Annotated in this window: 20 protein-coding genes and 1 other RNA gene; 4 read left to right on the top strand and 17 right to left on the bottom strand. The window is 59.7% G+C overall.

Annotated features, from left to right (window positions below; all coding sequences use genetic code 11):
• Nucleotides 1–7: 7 nt before the first annotated feature.
• A complete protein-coding gene (locus K3754_RS06280; RefSeq protein WP_259942034.1) occupies nt 8–577 on the bottom strand; it encodes a 5-formyltetrahydrofolate cyclo-ligase in 570 nt (189 codons plus the stop codon).
• On the bottom strand, nt 574–1977 hold the full coding sequence (mgtE, locus tag K3754_RS06275; RefSeq protein WP_203211836.1) for a magnesium transporter: 1404 nt from the start codon (nt 1975–1977) through the stop codon (nt 574–576). The genes K3754_RS06280 and mgtE overlap by 4 nt, the downstream gene beginning before the upstream one ends.
• A gap of 111 nt (nt 1978–2088) precedes the next feature.
• Here mgtE and guaD point away from each other — a divergent pair, with 111 nt between their 5' ends.
• The gene (gene guaD, locus K3754_RS06270; RefSeq protein WP_259942031.1) at nt 2089–3384 is read left to right on the top strand and encodes a guanine deaminase; all 1296 of its coding nucleotides are present in this window, start codon (nt 2089–2091) and stop codon (nt 3382–3384) included.
• A 10-nt stretch (nt 3385–3394) separates the two neighbouring features.
• Here the strand turns inward: guaD and K3754_RS06265 are convergent, their stop codons facing one another.
• The 5 genes from K3754_RS06265 to K3754_RS06245 form a co-directional block, all read right to left on the bottom strand.
• Nucleotides 3395–3814 (bottom strand): CAP domain-containing protein, encoded by a 420-nt coding sequence (locus tag K3754_RS06265; protein WP_259942029.1) that lies wholly within the window; start codon nt 3812–3814, stop codon nt 3395–3397.
• Nucleotides 3811–5151 carry an 8-oxoguanine deaminase gene (locus K3754_RS06260; RefSeq protein ID WP_259942027.1) on the bottom strand — a complete coding sequence of 447 codons (1341 nt, stop codon included), beginning with the start codon at nt 5149–5151 and terminating at the stop codon, nt 3811–3813. Before K3754_RS06260 ends, K3754_RS06265 begins: the two co-directional genes overlap by 4 nt.
• A 108-nt stretch (nt 5152–5259) precedes the next feature.
• Nucleotides 5260–6060, bottom strand: a complete 801-nt coding sequence (gene hisN, locus K3754_RS06255; protein WP_259942026.1) for a histidinol-phosphatase — start codon at nt 6058–6060, stop codon at nt 5260–5262.
• Between the two features lie 54 nt (nt 6061–6114).
• Nucleotides 6115–6486, bottom strand: a complete 372-nt coding sequence (locus K3754_RS06250; protein WP_203211841.1) for a helix-turn-helix domain-containing protein — start codon at nt 6484–6486, stop codon at nt 6115–6117.
• Between the two features lie 392 nt (nt 6487–6878).
• Nucleotides 6879–7754 (bottom strand): LysR family transcriptional regulator, encoded by an 876-nt coding sequence (locus K3754_RS06245; RefSeq protein WP_203211842.1) that lies wholly within the window; start codon nt 7752–7754, stop codon nt 6879–6881.
• Nucleotides 7755–7877: 123 nt separating this feature from the next.
• Between K3754_RS06245 and K3754_RS06240 the strand changes: the two genes are divergently transcribed.
• The gene (locus K3754_RS06240) at nt 7878–8093 is read left to right on the top strand and encodes a DUF1127 domain-containing protein (protein ID WP_203211843.1); all 216 of its coding nucleotides are present in this window, start codon (nt 7878–7880) and stop codon (nt 8091–8093) included.
• Nucleotides 8094–8219: 126 nt separating this feature from the next.
• The gene (locus tag K3754_RS06235; RefSeq protein WP_203211844.1) at nt 8220–8996 is read left to right on the top strand and encodes a Bax inhibitor-1/YccA family protein; all 777 of its coding nucleotides are present in this window, start codon (nt 8220–8222) and stop codon (nt 8994–8996) included.
• 146 nt (nt 8997–9142) lie between these two features.
• Here the strand turns inward: K3754_RS06235 and K3754_RS06230 are convergent, their stop codons facing one another.
• From K3754_RS06230 to gatC, 8 genes are all read right to left on the bottom strand, one after another.
• Entirely contained in the window at nt 9143–9667 is a 525-nt protein-coding gene (locus K3754_RS06230) for an AAA family ATPase (protein WP_259942022.1), read from the bottom strand.
• A gap of 70 nt (nt 9668–9737) precedes the next feature.
• Nucleotides 9738–9905 carry a 50S ribosomal protein L33 gene (gene rpmG, locus K3754_RS06225; protein WP_011454349.1) on the bottom strand — a complete coding sequence of 56 codons (168 nt, stop codon included), beginning with the start codon at nt 9903–9905 and terminating at the stop codon, nt 9738–9740.
• A gap of 117 nt (nt 9906–10022) precedes the next feature.
• The gene (locus K3754_RS06220) at nt 10023–10730 is read right to left on the bottom strand and encodes an SDR family oxidoreductase (protein ID WP_259941992.1); all 708 of its coding nucleotides are present in this window, start codon (nt 10728–10730) and stop codon (nt 10023–10025) included.
• Nucleotides 10731–10825: 95 nt separating this feature from the next.
• Nucleotides 10826–11230, bottom strand: an RNA gene (gene rnpB, locus K3754_RS06215) — RNase P RNA component class A.
• A gap of 93 nt (nt 11231–11323) precedes the next feature.
• Nucleotides 11324–12049, bottom strand: a complete 726-nt coding sequence (locus K3754_RS06210; protein WP_259941990.1) for an N-acetylmuramoyl-L-alanine amidase — start codon at nt 12047–12049, stop codon at nt 11324–11326.
• On the bottom strand, nt 11988–12707 hold the full coding sequence (locus K3754_RS06205) for a hypothetical protein (RefSeq protein WP_203211847.1): 720 nt from the start codon (nt 12705–12707) through the stop codon (nt 11988–11990). Before K3754_RS06205 ends, K3754_RS06210 begins: the two co-directional genes overlap by 62 nt.
• Nucleotides 12708–12745: 38 nt before the next feature.
• Nucleotides 12746–14233 (bottom strand): Asp-tRNA(Asn)/Glu-tRNA(Gln) amidotransferase subunit GatA, encoded by a 1488-nt coding sequence (gene gatA, locus K3754_RS06200; RefSeq protein ID WP_203211848.1) that lies wholly within the window; start codon nt 14231–14233, stop codon nt 12746–12748.
• The gene (gene gatC / locus K3754_RS06195) at nt 14233–14520 is read right to left on the bottom strand and encodes an Asp-tRNA(Asn)/Glu-tRNA(Gln) amidotransferase subunit GatC (RefSeq protein WP_203211849.1); all 288 of its coding nucleotides are present in this window, start codon (nt 14518–14520) and stop codon (nt 14233–14235) included. The genes gatA and gatC overlap by 1 nt, the downstream gene beginning before the upstream one ends.
• A gap of 186 nt (nt 14521–14706) precedes the next feature.
• On the opposite strand from gatC, the gene K3754_RS06190 reads away from it, so the two are divergent.
• Complete coding sequence (locus tag K3754_RS06190) at nt 14707–15402, top strand: metal-dependent hydrolase (RefSeq protein WP_259941987.1); 696 nt, start codon at nt 14707–14709, stop codon at nt 15400–15402.
• Between the two features lie 3 nt (nt 15403–15405).
• On the opposite strand, the gene K3754_RS06185 is transcribed toward K3754_RS06190, so the two are convergent.
• Together K3754_RS06185 and K3754_RS06180 are read right to left on the bottom strand one after the other, a co-directional pair.
• Nucleotides 15406–15840: a hypothetical protein gene (locus K3754_RS06185; RefSeq protein WP_203211851.1), complete on the bottom strand. Its 435-nt coding sequence runs from the start codon at nt 15838–15840 to the stop codon at nt 15406–15408.
• On the bottom strand, nt 15837–16457 hold the full coding sequence (locus K3754_RS06180; RefSeq protein ID WP_203211852.1) for a DUF5671 domain-containing protein: 621 nt from the start codon (nt 16455–16457) through the stop codon (nt 15837–15839). Before K3754_RS06180 ends, K3754_RS06185 begins: the two co-directional genes overlap by 4 nt.
• Between the last annotated feature and the right edge of the window lie 4 nt (nt 16458–16461).

Below are 16461 nucleotides of genomic sequence, written 5' to 3'. Positions count from 1 at the left end.
CCGTGGTTCAACCGCCGCGCGGAATATCGATGATGCCCTGTTCGGTCACTATCAGATCGAGCGGCTGGTCCGTCGGCTCTAGCGGGACATCTGCGTCTTCCTGCCCGGCAAAGGCAAAGCCGATGGCCATGGTTGGCCGTTTGGCTCGCAGCATTTCCAGTGTCCGGTCGTAAAAGCCGCCGCCGTAGCCCAGCCGGCCGCCATCCCTGTTGAACGCCAGGAGCGGCACAATCAGGATCTCAGGTTCAAAGAATTCCGGATCGGCGGGGATCATCGCGCCAAAGGCACCGCTGACCATCTGCGTGTCCGGGGTCCAGGCCGCGAATTTGAGCGGTGTTGCCGCCGCCTCAATCACCGGAACGCCCACGGGGCCATGGGCGCAGGCCTCAGCCATAGCCGGGGTCGGGTCAATCTCGGTGCGGATTGGCATGAAGCCGGACAAAGGCACGCCGCGATAGCCTGCCAGAACCTCGCTCAGATAACCCGCCTGCGCCGCATTTGCGTTTTCAAACAACGGCTTGCGACGGGCGAAAGCCGCCTTGCGGGCCGCGTCCTTGATCGCTGCAAGATCGGTCACAGCAGCACCGCCGCCGCAAGGCCGAGAAAGGCAAAGAAGCCGACGACATCTGTCACCGTGGTCACAAAGGCGCCCGAAGCCAGCGCCGGATCCACGCCGATGCGCTCAAGCAAGATCGGGATACCGGTGCCTGCCAATCCAGCCACCACCATATTGATCACCATCGCCACCGCAATCACATAGCCCAGTGCAGGCGAGCCGAACCAGATAATCCCCACAACGCCCATAATCAGCGCAAAGATCAACCCGTTCACCAGCCCCACCAGACATTCGCGCCGGATCACCCGCCAGACGTTGGAGCCGGTCAAATCCTTGGTGGCGATGGCCCGCACGGCCACGGTCAGACTTTGCGTGCCGGCATTACCGCCCATGGAGGCCACGATGGGCATCAACACCGCCAGCGCCACGATCTGCGCAATGGCCGCCTCGAACTGGGAAATCACCATGGAGGCTGCAATCGCCGTCACAAGGTTCACCGCAAGCCAGGGCAGACGTTGCTTGGTGGTCTCTACCACGCGGTCGGACAGCGACCCCTCGCCCACGCCGGCCAGACGCAGGATGTCTTCCTCGTGTTCTTCATCCAATACCGCCATGGCGTCATCAATGGTGATCACACCAATCAGCCGCCCCTCGTCATCGACCACCGGCGCCGAGATGAGGTGATACTGGTTAAACGCATAGGCCACGTCGCCCTCATCGCGCATCGCGGGGATGATCTGAAAGGTCTCTTCGAGGATGTCGCGCAAGGGCGTCGCGCGTTTCGACCGCATCAGCTTGCCCAGCGTTACATTGCCAACCGGATGCAACCGCGGATCGACCATCACGATGTGATAAAACTGATCCGGCAAATCTTCTTCTGCCGTGTTGCGCAGGTGGTCAATCGCCTGCCCGACGGTCCAGTGTTCGGGGGCCATGACCACCTCGCGCTGCATCAAGCGGCCAGCGGAATATTCAGGCCAGTTCAGCGCCTGTTCTACTGCAACCCTATCGGCGTCTTCGAGCACCTCAAGGATCGCCTCTTGCTGATCATCCTCAAGGTCTTCGATCAGGTCGACAACATCGTCGCTGTCCATATCCCGCACGGCCTGGCTCAGCACTTGCGGGGTCAGAACGGCGATCACTTCCTCACGGATAGATTCGTCCAGCTCCGACAGGATCTCGCCGTCAAATTCACGATCATAAAGCCGGACAAGGCGGCTCCGGTCGAAAGCATTGATCTGTTCGAGAAGGTCAGCAATATCCGCCGCATGAAGCGGTTCCATCAATTCGGTCAGCTTTTCGCGGTCGTCGATATCCACCGCATAGAGCACCGAAGCGACGGTTTTCGGCTCCAGCTTGTAAGCCTGACGCTCCGCATCCTCGCCAGTGGCCAGTTCCAGGTCTTCGATCTGTTCCGACATAGCGTGGTCCTCCGTTTGAGGGCGACCATAGGCAAGCGTATGGGGGGTTTCAATGCCACTTGAGACGGCTTTGCGATTGTCCCCGACCTCTGCGGGGCTTAGGGTTGGAGCATGACAAAGCAGACCCTCATTCTTGGCCCCGTGCTCCGCTATACGGGTGATCCACTGCGTGGCCCCTGGCAGGATGCCGTAAGCGTTGACAGCGCGGGCGGGGTTTTGATCAAGGATGGATGGATCATTGAGGTTGGCTCTGGCGCGGCACTGCAAGAGGCGCATCCGCAGGCCGATCTGCACCACTATAACAGCGATCATCTGATTGCGCCGGGGTTTGTCGATGCGCATGTGCATTACCCGCAGACCGCGATCATCGCCTCATGGGGTAAGCGGCTGATTGATTGGCTGAATTCCTACACATTTCCTGAGGAAATGCGCCTGTCGGATCCTGAATATGCCCATCAGATCGCCGGGCGCTATCTGGATCTGACGCTGGCCCATGGCACCACCACGGCGGCGTCCTATTGCACCATTCACCCCCATTCTGCCGATGCCTTGTTTGAGGCGGCGGCAGCACGCGGGCAACGGATTGTTGCCGGGAAAACCTGTATGGATCGCAACGCGCCCGACAGCCTGCGCGACACGGCGCAGTCGGCATATGATGACAGCAAAGCCTTGATCGACAAGTGGCATGGCAAGGGCCGCGCCGGATATGCCATCACGCCGCGGTTTTCGCCCACATCCACGCCCGATCAACTGGCCGCGTTGGGGGCTTTGTGGGCGGAGTATCCGGACTGTCTGATGCAGACCCATTTGAGCGAACAGACAGATGAGATCGCTTGGGTGAAAGAGCTTTTCCCGCAGGCCCGCGATTATCTTGATACCTATGAGGCCCATGGATTGTTGGGGGAACGCGGGCTTTATGGCCATGCGATCCATCTGGAGCCGCGGGAGATTGACCGCCTCAGGGACTGCGGTGCGGCACTGGTGCACTGCCCTACGTCGAATACGTTTATCGGCTCGGGCCTGTTTGACATGGCCGGATTGACGGCGCGCGGCATTCCGGTTGGCCTTGCCACGGACACCGGCGGCGGATCGTCATTTTCGATGCTGCGCACCATGGCGGCGGCTTACGAAGTGGGCCAATTGCGCGGCACGCCCCTGCATGCGGCACAGTTGATCTGGTTGGCCACCGCCGGTTCGGCCCGCAGTCTGCATATCGGCGACAAGATCGGCAGCCTGACCAAGGGGATGGAGGCTGATTTGACGGTTCTCAACCTCAGTTCGACCCCTGCCATTGCACAGCGGGCAGATCAGGCCAGCGATATTTGGGAAAGCCTCTTTGCCACCATCATGATGGGCGATGATCGCGCGATTGCGGATGTCTGGGTCAACGGGCAGAAACGCCCCTAAGGTCAAAGCGCTAACAAGGTGCGGCCAAAACCATCACCCATAGGTGCCCCGGCCCCCTTGCCACGCCGATCTCGCGCAACTCTGGCCGGATCATATTGGCAAGATGGCCCGGGCTTTCTGCCCAATCCTGCATCACCTGGTTCAGGCTGCGTTGCCCTTTGGCGATGTTTTCGGCCACCAGACACCATTGGTAGCCTTGCGCCGTGACACGTTGTCCAACCGTTGAACCATCTCGGCCTTCATGGGCGAAATATTTCCGCTGTGCCATATCAATAGCATGCAACAAGGCCGCATTCTCCAAAGAAAGTGCATAGGTCATTGGTGCATGGCCCTGCGCAATGCGCAGTTCATTGACCGGGCGCAGAACCGCCGGGTCGGCCAGGGCCGGCATCCCAAGAGCCATCGCAAGCACCATCAATAGTGATCTCATACTGCCTCCGCCAATTCACGTGCCATTCTGTTGTGACGTGAAATGGTTGCCTCAAGGTTAATGGTTTGCACATGCCCGTCCCGCACAATCTGCCGGCCTTCGACAAAAAGGTCACGCACCGTGGTCGGCCCCGCCAGCAACAGTGCTGCCGGATCCCAACTGCCAGCACTGGCCAGCCCCTGCACATCCCAGACCGCGATATCGGCGCGTTTGCCAATCTCCAGCCGTCCGCAATCAGGCCGCCCCAGAATATCAGCGCCGCCGCGTGTCGCAATCTCAAGCGCCTCGCGCACGCTCATGGCATCTGCACCCTGCGCCACCCGTTGCAGCAGCATCGCCGTCCGCGCCTCTGCCACCAGATTGCCCGCATCATTGCTGGCCGATCCATCGACCCCCAAGCCAACCGGCACCCCTGCATCGCGCAGCGCCCGCACCGGCGCGATGCCAGATCCGAGCCGGCAATTGGAACAGGGGCAATGGGCGATCCCCGTGCCCGTCTGGGCAAAAAGCGCAATTTCAGCGGCGTCCAGTTTCACGCAATGGGCGTGCCAAACGTCACGGCCAACCCAGCCCAGATCTTGCGCGTATTCTCCGGGGCGACAGCCGAACTGTTCCAGGGAATAGGCAATATCTTCTTCGTTTTCAGCCAGATGGGTGTGCATCATCACACCTTTGTCCCGCGCCAGAACCGCGGTGTTGCGCATCAGATCGCGGCTGACGGAGAACGGCGAACAGGGTGCCAGCGCCACCCGACACATGGAGCCCTCTGCAGGGTCGTGGAAGGCATCGACCAACCGAACACAATCTTCGAGAATGGAATCCTCGTCCTCAACCAGTGCATCAGGCGGCAAACCACCATCACTTTCCCCGATACTCATCGAGCCGCGCGTGGGCTGGAACCGCAGGCCAAGCTCTGCCGCAGCATGGATCGTGTCCTCTAGCCGAACACCGTTGGGATAGAGATAAAGATGATCAGAACTCAGCGTGCATCCCGACAGCGCCAGTTCCGCCAACCCGATCTGCGCCGAAGCAAACATATGATCCGGCGTCATCCGCGACCAGATTGGATAAAGTGTCTGAAGCCAGCCAAATAGCAGCGCGTCCTGCCCCCCCGGCACAGCGCGGGTCAGGTTCTGGTACAAATGGTGATGGGTGTTCACCAGCCCCGGAGTGACCACACAGCCCGAGACATCCACCACCTCCGCCCCTCCGGAAAGACCCTGCCCGATCTCGGTGATCACACCGCCCTTGAGCCGGATATCGGCTGAGGACAACTCGCGCCGCGCGTCATCCATCGTCAGGATCGTTAGGGCATTTTTCAAAAGGATTTCGGACATGGCTCACCCGTCTTTCGGCAAACCTGTCTCAGATCATGTGCGCATCGGGTGGAAAACAGGCTGAAGAACCGGATGCAGGGGGAACCTAGCCTGCAGTTGACCGCTTGGTCAATATTCTTTCAGGATGGCCAAAGCCTCGGCATGGATTTCGGCATTCGCCGCGGCAATCGCGCGGCCACCATCATGGGCTGGTCCGCCTTGCCAATCCGTGACGACCCCGCCAGCCGCCTGCACCACGGCAATCGGCGCCTGAATGTCATAAGAGTTCAGCCCTGCCTCGATCACCAGATCCACTTGCCCAGCCGCCAAAAGCGCATAGGCGTAACAGTCCATCCCATAACGCGTCAGCCGGGCCTGCGCCGCGACTGCGTGAAATCCGGCTTGATCTGCCGCTGAACCAACCTCGGGGAAAGTCGTAAAGACCACAGCCTCAGACAGAGGTTTCGGCGCGCGCGTCTGCATCGGTCCCATCCCATGCGGGCCGGCAAAGACCGCCCCGTCCGGCGCACCTTCAAAGCGCTCTCCAATATAGGGCTGGTCGATGATGCCAAAAAACGGCCCCTGCCCATCCGACACGGCGATCAATACGCCCCATGTGGGCGTGCCGCTGACAAAACCACGGGTGCCATCAATCGGGTCCAACACCCATGTCAGGCCTGATGTCCCTTGGGATGCCCCGTATTCCTCGCCCAGAATACCATCGCCGGGGCGTTCGCGCGCCAAAATATCGCGCATCGCACGCTCTGCGTCGCGGTCCGCTTCGGTCACGGGGTCATAGCCGCCATCAAGCTTGTTGTCGGCGGTCAATGCAGCATTGCGGAAATACGGCAATATCACCGCACGAGCTGCATCTGCCATCAGATGCGCCACGCGGCGAATGTCACTGTCAAAATCTGTAGATCTGGTCATGGCACCGGCCTGCCACCTCAGGCGAGGCGATGCAAGCCAATGTCATCAATGCTTTCAGGCAACGTCACTGAGAACGCGGGCCAATTCGAACAAACGGCGGCGTTGATCTTCGGGGATCGCATAATACGACCGGATCAGATCCATCGCTTCTTTGTCGCCCATCACGTCGATAGGCACCTTGCCAGAGGTCGTCACCTCGGCACCTTCACCTTCCATACCTTCAAAGAAGAACGCAACGTTCACTTCGAGGGCGTCAGCGATATCCCAAAGCCGGGAGGCGCTGACCCGGTTTGCACCGGTTTCATATTTCTGGATCTGCTGGAACTTAATCCCCACCAGTTCGGCAAGCTTTTGTTGGGTCATCCCGGTGAGCCATCTGCGTTGACGGATCCGCTTGCCTACATGCAAGTCTACTTTATGAGCCATCGTGTACACTCCCCTTCGGCTAAAATGTGCAGTTCGACCATTCTCATGTTCCCCTTCCGCAACGAAGGAGCGCCGACTGTTGAATAAGTCTACAAAACTTAATGGTTGCGAGCAAAACCTTTCGACGCCGTTTTGGCAATAAGTCCGGTCCAGAGGCGCGATCGGATGATTAACGGATGACTCTCCCTATGCTTGCAGATCAGGAAACTCCAAACATCACGACCGCTCAACATGGGTGAAGAAATCTCTGCAAAACATTGAAATACAATGAAGCTTATGGATGTGAGAAATATTCGATTCCACTAAAAGTTGAATAATTGTCTCGAAAAAAATTCTGCCCTGCGCGATTTTATCGCAACGCACAAATTTTAGGCATTCAGCAAAGACCGGCGTCAAACCGCCCGTAAACGGCCCACTTGGCTGGTCGAAAACGCATTTCGCAGGAGGCCCACAAGGGTATCATGCACCTCGTTCTTGGCGGCCCGCCCACCATAAAGATTGATCAGCTGCAATGGCAATTCCGGCAGGGCGCCATCATGGTCGATCTGTTCCATATGCGGGGGTTCGGTGCCCTCGATCATTGCGTTGACCGCCAGATCCGCGCTGACAGCCGCCTCAATCGTGCGGTCGCTGTCGGTATCGAGGGACATCTCCCAAGGCATATTGACCCGGTCCAACGCTGCAGTGACATGGGGCCGGAACGTGCAATAGCGGCAAAAGGCAAGTTTCAGCGGCCGCTGTCGCCATGTTGCACCGCCCGGCGCCCCCAGCCAGACCAGCCGTTTGCGGGCAATCGTGTCACCGCCGCTGTCCACCTCGGGTTCGGTGGTCAGGATGATGTCGCACTCCCCTTTGGCAAATTGTTCCTTCAACGTTCGGGTGTACGAGGCCTCAAGCTGGATCTTCACCCGTGGAAAGGCGGCGTGAAATTGTTTGAGCACCTGCGGGATGGCGGGATAAACGATATCATGCGGCACCCCCAGCGTGATCTCCCCCTCATAGGCGTGATCGGTCAGGCGGGTGATAACTTCGTCATTGAGCGCAATCATGCGCCGCGCATAGGCCAACAATTGTTCGCCCGATGCCGTCAGCGCAATGGTCCGGCCCGTCCGGTCAAGCAATTCGAGGCCCAGCATTTCTTCCAGCCGCTTGAGCTGCATTGAGACTGCCGATTGCGTGAGATGCAGGAAACCGGCGGCGCGGGTGACGCCCCCGGAATCGGCCACCGCAACAAATGAACGCAGTGTCGTGATATCCAGATTTCTCATTCATCAATATCCTTGATGGTCAACATAACAAACATTCAATTTCATTATGCCCATTCGCTGCCATATATCAACCATCGAAATGAATTAAGAAGCTATCATCACGAAAACAGAAAGGTCACTCCCATGACACAGATCACTCTCCGCTCCGCCGGCCTCGCCTCTTCTCGCAGCACGTCTCGCGCTGCTGCCGCCTTGAATGCCATTCAACTGTGGCGCAGCCGCCGTGCGCTGGCCCGTCTGGATGCACGTATGCTTGAGGATATCGGTGTCTCTGCCGAAGCCGCCGCGGCAGAAGCCTCCCGCGCGCCTTGGGATGTCCCTGCCTATTGGTTGAAATAATCGGATGCCAATCCCCCTCATGACACAGGTTCACCCTTGAAAAACGGGACCATAGGCCCAATATTCCTCTCAATACTTCGCGCGCGTTGCGTGAGGGTGAACCTATTAGTCAATTGGAGGTCTTGAATGGCTGACGTGAATACGATCCGGGCCGCAGCCGGAGCCCGCGCCGCCGAAATCGATGCGGGTCTGCGCGCCCATATGAATAAGGTCTACGGCACAATGTCGATCGGCATGCTGATCACATTTGCCGCCGCTTGGGCCCTATCCGGCCTTGCCGTGACAGCAGATCCATCTGGCGCATCCGCGCAGATCGGTCCTGACAAATATCTGACTGGCCTCGGTTACGCGCTTTATGCCTCTCCGCTGAAGTGGGTTGTGATGTTTGCGCCGCTGGCCTTTGTCTTTGGCTTTGGTGCCGCGATCAACCGCATGTCGGCGGCCACCGCGCAGACCGTGTTCTATCTTTTTGCCGCAACGATGGGTGTTTCCATCAGCTCGATCTTTCTGGTCTTCACCGGCTATTCGATCGCGCAGGTGTTCTTGATCACCTCGATCGCCTTTGCCGGTCTGTCCCTCTGGGGCTATACCACAAAGAAAGACATCTCCGGCTGGGGTAGCTTCCTGATCATGGGCGTGATCGGTCTGATCGTTGCGTCTATCGTAAACATCTTCCTCGCCTCTTCGGCGCTGATGTTCGCGATCTCGGCCATCGGTGTTCTGATCTTTGCCGGTCTGACCGCCTATGACACCCAGAAGATCAAAACCGAATACCTGGCCCACGCCCACCACGGCGATACGGAATGGCTTGGCAAAGCGGCGATCATGGGTGCGCTGAACCTCTATCTGGACTTCATCAACATGTTCATGTTGCTGCTCCAGTTGTTCGGCAATCGCGAATAAAGACGGAAAAATCCGCGATGAAGGCCGGTCTCGAATGAGGCCGGCCTTTTTGTTTGTGCCCCTTTGACGCCGCAGCACGTGGCGCAGCGCTGCGCAGTGAGTATTGAGGGCCCAGCCCCCTACGAAAAGTTGAAGGGAGAGGGGCGTCAGTGCGGCGGCAAGGTTTCTTTCAGCCACTCCCGCAGCGCGCGGGGACTGGTCAGATGCACGATCCTTTTGTCCGCCGGGGCCGTTTGGATCAGCGAGGTGATCTTGGCGCGGGCGCTGTGCCTTGTGGTCCAGATCAGGCGGTAGAAGGCCCAGGTTTCCGGGTGCAGCCTTTCGCGGCAGCCCTGCGGCAGATCGGGCCGGGCCTGACCGAGATAGCGAAACAGCCGTTTGGTCACCCGCCACAGGCGCAGCCCCACCGGCAGATCCAGCCAGATCAGCGTATCGGCACGGGCCAGGCGGCTTTCATAGGTGCTGGACATCCCGCCTTCGAACACCCATTCATCCTGCGCCTCTACCGCCCGTGCCAGAGGTATTTTCTCGGCCTTCGTGCGCTCAACCCAGTTATCCTGCCAATGGATCAGATCCATGTGGAAAACGGACAGCCCTGTCCGTTCCCCCAGCAGGCGCGCCAGGGTGGATTTACCCGATCCCGGCCCACCGACAATCATCACACGTTTCATTGATCACCCTCCCCCAAACGCAAAAAGCCGCGCATGAGCGCGGCCTTAAAGCGATCCAAAGGAACAGATCTTACTTGATCTTGCCTTCTTTGTATTCCACGTGCTTGCGCGCAACGGGGTCATACTTACGGACAACCATCTTTTCCGTCATGGTGCGTGCGTTCTTCTTGGTCACGTAGAAATGGCCTGTGCCCGCGGACGAGTTCAGACGGATCTTGATCGTGGTTGGCTTTGCCATCTTGTCATCTCCTGCTGCACCTTAGACCATCGGGCGGGTGCGTGAATTCTGAAACCCGGCTTGTAACGGGATGCGGCTGCGTGTCAACAGCAAAAGCTATGGGAAATCATGCTTTCCTCACAACTCGATGCGCACATCGTGCATCCACAGTTTTGCAGGCCGTGACAACATGAAAACCACCACATCGGCCAGATCACCTGGTTCGGTGAAAATATGGTTTGGCACATCCTCGCCTGCCTTGTCGAACATGCCGGTGTTTGTACCGCTTTGATAAAGCCCCGCCACCCGCACACCACTTTCGGCCTCATCTTGCTTGAGCACATCGGTAAAGCCGCGCATGCCATATTTGCTGGCGGTATAGACCGATTGCCCGGCCTGCGCCAAAACGCCGGATTTGGAAACGACGTTGAGAATCGCGGCCTCCTCGCGGCTGCGCAACCCCGGCAAGAGGGCACGGGTCAGGTGGATCGCGCCATTGAGATTGGTGGCCAGTGTTGCCTCAATCATGGCCGGATCAATGCTGTCGAGCGGGCCGGCCTTGTGCCAGATGCCAGCGTTGTTGATCAGAATGTCGATGGGGCCGAAGCCATCGAGAATCGCCGTTACAACAGCGTCAATCTGTTCGGTTTGGGCCAGATCACAGACAAAACCCTGGGCCTCCGGTGCGCCCGCCCGAAGCGCCTCTGCGGCCACGGCATCCAGACGGCCTTTGTCGCGCCCCAGCGCCGCGATGCGCAGGCCCTGAGCGGCAAGTTTGAGACAGATGTGCCGCCCGATGCCATCGCTGCCACCCGTGACGAGGGCAGATTTTCCAGTGAGTTGCATGGGATGGCTCCTGTCTGCGCTCTGCGTTGGGCGGGGCGCGGAAAATTTGAATTTTCCGGTCCGTTTTCTTGGAAGAAAACGGCGCCGGGTCATAAATGCGCGGAAGGCCTGTAAGCCGGATTCTGTCCAGGGCTTGCGCCCCTGGATGACCATTCCTCTGACCACACCGTTGCCGGTGCAGCTATAGCTGCCAACCCGAACCTGCTGGGGCAAAAACAGCCCCGCCCCCTTGCGGTGGCACGCGGTCCCTATTTGGCATTGCTCCCGGTGGGGCTTGCCGTGCCGCCCCTGTTGCCAGCGGCGCGGTGGGCTCTTACCCCACCGTTTCACCCTTACCCCTCCGGCGGTATCGGTTGCCCGACACAGACCCGCAGGGGCGGTTTCATTTCTGTGGCGCTCTCCGTCGGGTTGCCCCGCCCGGGCGTTACCCGGCACCGTTGTTTTTTGGAGTCCGGACTTTCCTCGACGATTTGCATCGCCGCGGTCATCCGGCCTTCCGCGCAAGGTGCGGCGTAGCGCGCCGACGCCGCTGTCGTCAATGGCTGCTCGGGCGGGATTGAGTATTTAAGGGCCAAAAAGGGGGAAGAGTGGCGTCAGCGCAGCGGCGGGAGGTTCAGGTCATCCGGATGCAATGCGCCTTGCCGCCAAGGGGCAAAACGCAGCCGTGTGGCCGCGAGCAAATCGTTCAGCGGCACGTCAGCGGTAAATCCAGCGGCGCGAGCGGCCGTGCGGAAACTGTTTTCGGTCACGTCTTGCGCTGTGGCGGAAGGGCCAGCGGGCCGCGCGAGCCCTTGGCGCGCGAGCCGTGTCCAGTCAAAGCGCGGGCCCGGGTCGCATTTGCGGCCCGGCGCCATATCGGAATGGCCGATCACGCCTTCGGGCGCGATATTCCAGCGGGTCATGATCTGACGCAGAAGGGTTTCCAGCGCCCGCATTTGCGGTTCTGAAAAAGGATGGGCACCGGTGTTGTCCAGTTCGATCCCGATGGAGCGGGAGTTGACATCGGATTGTCCGGCCCATTCCCCGGCACCGGCATGCCAGGCGCGGCGGTCCTCCGGCACCAGCCGCAGGATCTCACCATTGTTTGCAATCAGGTAATGGGCGGACACCTCCGCCTCCGGATCGCACAGGCGGTCACGGGCGGCGGCGGCGCTGTCCATGGCGGTGTAGTGGATCACGATCAGGCTGGGCGTCAGACCGTCCCGGCGCGGGCCGCAGTTGGGCGAAAGGTGATCCCTGATCGCAGGGCCTGTCACGTCAGCCTTGGGCCGCGCGGCGGAACGGGGTTGGATCCCAATCGCAGGCAAACCCATCGCCATCAGGGTCCATGCCTTTGCGGTCCTTTTGTGGACCCCCACGGGCGAGGAAATCAATCTGCGCCTGATCTGGCGTGCTGAACGAGCGGCAGGACCGGGCGTATTTTGCCGCCTTGTTCAGGCCGATGCGGCGATAGATCTGTTCGCCAACGGCATTTTTGGTGCTCAGGGCATAGGCCACGATATTCGGGCCGCTATCAACGCGGGTTGGCAGGGCCTGGGGCGTGACCACCTCGTACTGAGCCTTGTTGGCGGCGATACGGGCGGCGTCGTCATCAATGCTGCGCTGGCCCGACACGGCGTCAAAGTTGTTTTCGTTGGAGATCCCTGCCGTGTTTACCACTGCGGGCGGCGGGTTGGTCGGGCTGGCATTGATCGGCACACCGCCGCTGTTTGGCACCCCCGGACGGGTGGCGGCCAGCACGCGGGCGGTTTCCGCTGCGGTGGCGGCGGCGGATGGATCGCTCGGCAGGTTCGGCTGGATCGGCGTTTCCGCTATCACCGGCGTTGCAGGCACGATGCCGGTCAGAGCCGCGTCGCGCTTGCGCTGCTCGGCTGCGAAGTTGTCAAATCCGGCGCCGCGCCCCGAATCCGGGATAGCAGGCTGACAGGCGGCAAGTGTCACGCCTGCGGCGAGAACGAAGAAGGCATGTTTGATCATCTGGACTGCTCTGTCTTTTGACGGTTATTGGCGCTGGTTTACCACCATTTGTCTGCCTTGGCTACAAAGCCTGCCGCCTTCTCAAGCGCATAGGCAGAAGACAGCAGATCTGCCTCTTCCCATGGCCGCCCGATCAGTTGCAGGCCCAAAGGCAGGCCCTGACGGTTCTGCCCCGTTGGCACCGCGATGCCCGGCAAACCGGCCAGGTTGACCGTGACGGTGAACACATCGTTGAGATACATCGCCACCGGATCGGCGTCGGTCATCTCACCCAGACCAAAGGCCGCAGACGGGGTGGCCGGGGTTAGGATGCTGTCGATGCCCTGAGCAAAGACGTCTTCGAAGTCTTTCTTGATCAGGCTGCGCACCCGGCGGGCGCGGTTGTAATAGGCATCGTAAAAACCGGCAGACAGTACGTAGGTGCCAATCATCACCCGGCGTTGCACCTCGTGGCCAAAGCCTTCGGCGCGGGTCTTTTCGTACATTTCGGTGATACCGTCCCCTGCCTCAAGCGTGGCGCGGTGGCCGTAACGGACGCCATCATAGCGCGCGAGGTTCGAGGAGGCCTCAGCCGGCGCAATCACGTAATAGGCTGGCAAAGCATATTTGGTATGTGGCAGCGAGATATCGACGATCTCGGCGCCGGCATCCTTCATCATCGCAATGCCGTCTTGCCACAGGGTTTCGATCTCCTCGGGCATACCATCCATGCGGTATTCCTTGGGAATGCCGATTTTCTTGCCACGAATATCACCCGTCAGCGCCGCCTCGAAGTTCGGCACCGGCAGATCGGCCGAGGTGCTGTCCTTTGGATCATGGCCGCACATCGCCTCAAGCATGATCGCCGCATCGCGCACCGATTTGGTCATCGGACCGGCCTGATCAAGCGAGGAGGCAAAGGCAACAATGCCCCAACGCGAGCAGCGCCCGTAGGTCGGCTTGATCCCAACCGTGCCGGTAAAGGCTGCAGGCTGGCGGATTGACCCGCCGGTATCGGTGCCGGTGGCCGCAAGACACAGATCGGCTGCAACCGCCGCAGCAGAGCCACCGGAGGAGCCACCGGGCGTCAGCGCCGCATCATCATTGCCGCGCCGCCAGGGGTTTACCGCATTGCCGTAAACGGAGGTCTCGTTGGAGCTGCCCATGGCAAATTCGTCCATGTTGAGCTTGCCCAGCATCACCGCACCCTTGTCAAAAAGGTTCTGACTTACGGTGCTTTCATACTCGGGCAGGAACCCTTCGAGAATGCGCGAGCCTGCCTGAGAGGGCACACCCTTGGTGCAGAACAGATCCTTGATCCCGATGGGCAAGCCGCACATCGCAGGTGCTTCACCTGCCGCGAGGCGTTTGTCAGCTGCATCGGCCTGCGCCATCGCCAGATCCGGCGTGTTGTGTACAAAAGCGTTCAGCGCTCCTGCCCCGTCAATGGCCTTAAGGCAAGCTTCGGTCAGATCTTTGGATGTCACATCGCCGCTGCGCAGCGCATCGCGTGCGCCCGCCAGGCCCAGTTTGTTCAGTTCAGTCATTATTCCACCACCTTCGGCACGGCAAAAAAACCTTCGCGGGCATCGGGTGCATTGGCCAACACCTTTTCTTGCTGGTCACCGTCACTCACCACATCTTCACGCCGCTTCAGCTTTTGCGGGGTCACCGAGGTCATCGGCTCGACCCCGTCAATGTCCACTTCGTTCAGCTGTTCAATGAACCCGAGGATATTATTGAACTCCTGCGCCAGCGCCGGCAGCGCCTCAGGCTCTACCTTGATGCGGGCCAGTTTCGCCACGCGGGCGGCGGTGTTTTCGTCGATCGACATGAAGGCTCTCCATCTGCTTGGGCGGCGGTGTATCCTTCCTTTTGCGCCCTCGCAAGGGTGCGCCCTGCCCGCCTCTTCATTTGGCCCAAAAAACCTCCCCCCGGAGGGCCGGCTTGCCGCCAGATGCCGCACTTGCCGCAGCGCCAGAACGGATTATGCTCTCCCCAATCGAAGGGGAGAACACATATGAATATCATCTGGCTTGGCCACGGCTCATTTCGCATCGAAATCGAAGATCAGGTGGTCTTGATCGATCCTTGGCTGAACGGCAATCCGATGATGCCCGAAGACGGTCATGAGGCCGCCACCCAAGGCGTGACGCATATTCTGGTCACCCACGGCCATTTTGACCACATCACCGATGTTGTGGAGATCTCCAAATCCACCGGCGCACCGGTTTCAGGCATGTATGAGCTGGCGCAATACCTCGCGGCGGGCGGTGCGGTGGAAGGGGCGGCCTATAACATCGGCGGCACGAACCCGCTGGGCGAGAACGTGACCGCCGTGATGGTGCCTGCGATGCATTCCTCCTCAACCATGGAGGGGGACAAGCCTCTGGCTATGGGCCGCGAGACGGGATTTATCCTGCGCGGTGAAGGGCATACGGTCTATATCTCAGGCGATACCGGCATCATGGCCGACATGGACTGGATCGGCGATTTCTATAAGCCGGATATCGGTATCTTGTCGGCAGGAGGGTTCTACACCATGGGCATGGCCGAAGCCGCCTATGCCGCCAAGCGCTATTTCAACTTCAAGACCGTGATCCCCTGCCATTACCGCACCTTTGACGCGCTGGAACAATCGGCCAAGGTGTTGGCAGAAGGCCTGCCGGGGGTGAATGTGATTGAGCCTGAGGTGCTCCAGGCGATCAGCCTGTAACTTCTAATTTGTCACCCAATCCATACCCGCAGCATTGCGGGTATAGGTCAAACACCCGTTCTTCCCCTCAAAAGTGATCATCTGATAGGGGTATTGCTGGGTGTTCTGGCTGTCCGTCTCAAAGGTTGCACAAACTTCAAAGCTGTCCGGGCCGGATCGGGTGAACCTGTACTCTGCATCGGTGGCCGGATCGCGGGCATCCGGCTTGCGCCGGTGCCCATGGCAGCGTTCGGGGTTGATCTGCGGATCGCTGTCTCCAAATGCCAAATCAACGGGAAGGTTGCAGCGGTAATATTCCCCGAGTCTGCGCAGATCCTGCGCCCGCTTGGAATCATTCTTCTCCATCCTGGCGAATCCCGGACCGCCAACCACCATCAGCGCGGCAATCACTGCGCCGCAGACAAGCGCCGCAGAGGCGACAAACAAAAGCCTGTTCACGCCGCGTCCCCTTTGCGGATATCCCCCAGATAATAAACAAAAATTAATCCGGAGACTGCGCCGACAACCAACGCTTTGGCCAAGAACTGCAAAGTGAAATCGCCGCTGAGGAAGGCGTAGATCACCGACACCAGATCACCCAGCAACACGCCGGACGCGCCCAGCAAGGTCAGATAGGTCATCCAGCGCCGGATCACAGATCGATACAGCGCCGGATCCGCCGCCAGTTTGCTGCGTTCCCGCGCGGTCAGCCAAAGGTAGGTGGGCGCTGTCACCACGAGAACTGCAATTGCCCAGCGGATGCCATGGCTGCTGCGGTAGCCCGCATCGTCAAAGGCCAGATCGATCAGGTGGTTCAGCAAAAGCACCAGATGGATGGCACCAAACAGCAAGACCCCGAACATCAGGGCGTAGATAAAGAAATCCCGTGCCGACACGGTGGATTGCGGCCTTGGCACCGGCGGCGCGAAGGGGGTGTCAGCCCATGCACTCAAGGCATCTGACACCTCTGATGCGCTCCAGCCTGAGGCCGTCAGGGCCGCTGCAATCTCATCGCGGCTTTTGCCCGCACTCAGTGCATCGCGGGTAAAGCGGGAAAGCTCCTTACTGACAGCCATACCA

Source organism: Sulfitobacter sp. M368, from assembly GCF_025141875.1.
GTDB lineage: Bacteria > Pseudomonadota > Alphaproteobacteria > Rhodobacterales > Rhodobacteraceae > Sulfitobacter > Sulfitobacter mediterraneus_A.
The sequence above is the reverse complement of the archived record's forward strand: the minus strand, read 5'-3'. Positions and strand labels throughout refer to the sequence as shown.

Bases quoted from the DNA above. Each gene is read 5' to 3' on its own strand.
- mgtE (WP_203211836.1), bottom strand. From the start codon at position 1,977: ATGTCGGAACAGATCGAAGACCTGGAACTGGCCACTGGCGAGGATGCG.
- guaD (WP_259942031.1), top strand. From the start codon at position 2,089: ATGACAAAGCAGACCCTCATTCTTGGCCCCGTGCTCCGCTATACGGGT.
- K3754_RS06265 (WP_259942029.1), bottom strand. From the start codon at position 3,814: ATGAGATCACTATTGATGGTGCTTGCGATGGCTCTTGGGATGCCGGCC.
- K3754_RS06260 (WP_259942027.1), bottom strand. From the start codon at position 5,151: ATGTCCGAAATCCTTTTGAAAAATGCCCTAACGATCCTGACGATGGAT.
- hisN (WP_259942026.1), bottom strand. From the start codon at position 6,060: ATGACCAGATCTACAGATTTTGACAGTGACATTCGCCGCGTGGCGCAT.
- K3754_RS06250 (WP_203211841.1), bottom strand. From the start codon at position 6,486: ATGGCTCATAAAGTAGACTTGCATGTAGGCAAGCGGATCCGTCAACGC.
- K3754_RS06245 (WP_203211842.1), bottom strand. From the start codon at position 7,754: ATGAGAAATCTGGATATCACGACACTGCGTTCATTTGTTGCGGTGGCC.
- K3754_RS06240 (WP_203211843.1), top strand. From the start codon at position 7,878: ATGACACAGATCACTCTCCGCTCCGCCGGCCTCGCCTCTTCTCGCAGC.
- K3754_RS06235 (WP_203211844.1), top strand. From the start codon at position 8,220: ATGGCTGACGTGAATACGATCCGGGCCGCAGCCGGAGCCCGCGCCGCC.
- K3754_RS06230 (WP_259942022.1), bottom strand. From the start codon at position 9,667: ATGAAACGTGTGATGATTGTCGGTGGGCCGGGATCGGGTAAATCCACC.
- rpmG (WP_011454349.1), bottom strand. From the start codon at position 9,905: ATGGCAAAGCCAACCACGATCAAGATCCGTCTGAACTCGTCCGCGGGC.
- K3754_RS06220 (WP_259941992.1), bottom strand. From the start codon at position 10,730: ATGCAACTCACTGGAAAATCTGCCCTCGTCACGGGTGGCAGCGATGGC.
- K3754_RS06210 (WP_259941990.1), bottom strand. From the start codon at position 12,049: ATGGCGATGGGTTTGCCTGCGATTGGGATCCAACCCCGTTCCGCCGCG.
- K3754_RS06205 (WP_203211847.1), bottom strand. From the start codon at position 12,707: ATGATCAAACATGCCTTCTTCGTTCTCGCCGCAGGCGTGACACTTGCC.
- gatA (WP_203211848.1), bottom strand. From the start codon at position 14,233: ATGACTGAACTGAACAAACTGGGCCTGGCGGGCGCACGCGATGCGCTG.
- gatC (WP_203211849.1), bottom strand. From the start codon at position 14,520: ATGTCGATCGACGAAAACACCGCCGCCCGCGTGGCGAAACTGGCCCGC.
- K3754_RS06190 (WP_259941987.1), top strand. From the start codon at position 14,707: ATGAATATCATCTGGCTTGGCCACGGCTCATTTCGCATCGAAATCGAA.
- K3754_RS06180 (WP_203211852.1), bottom strand. From the start codon at position 16,457: ATGGCTGTCAGTAAGGAGCTTTCCCGCTTTACCCGCGATGCACTGAGT.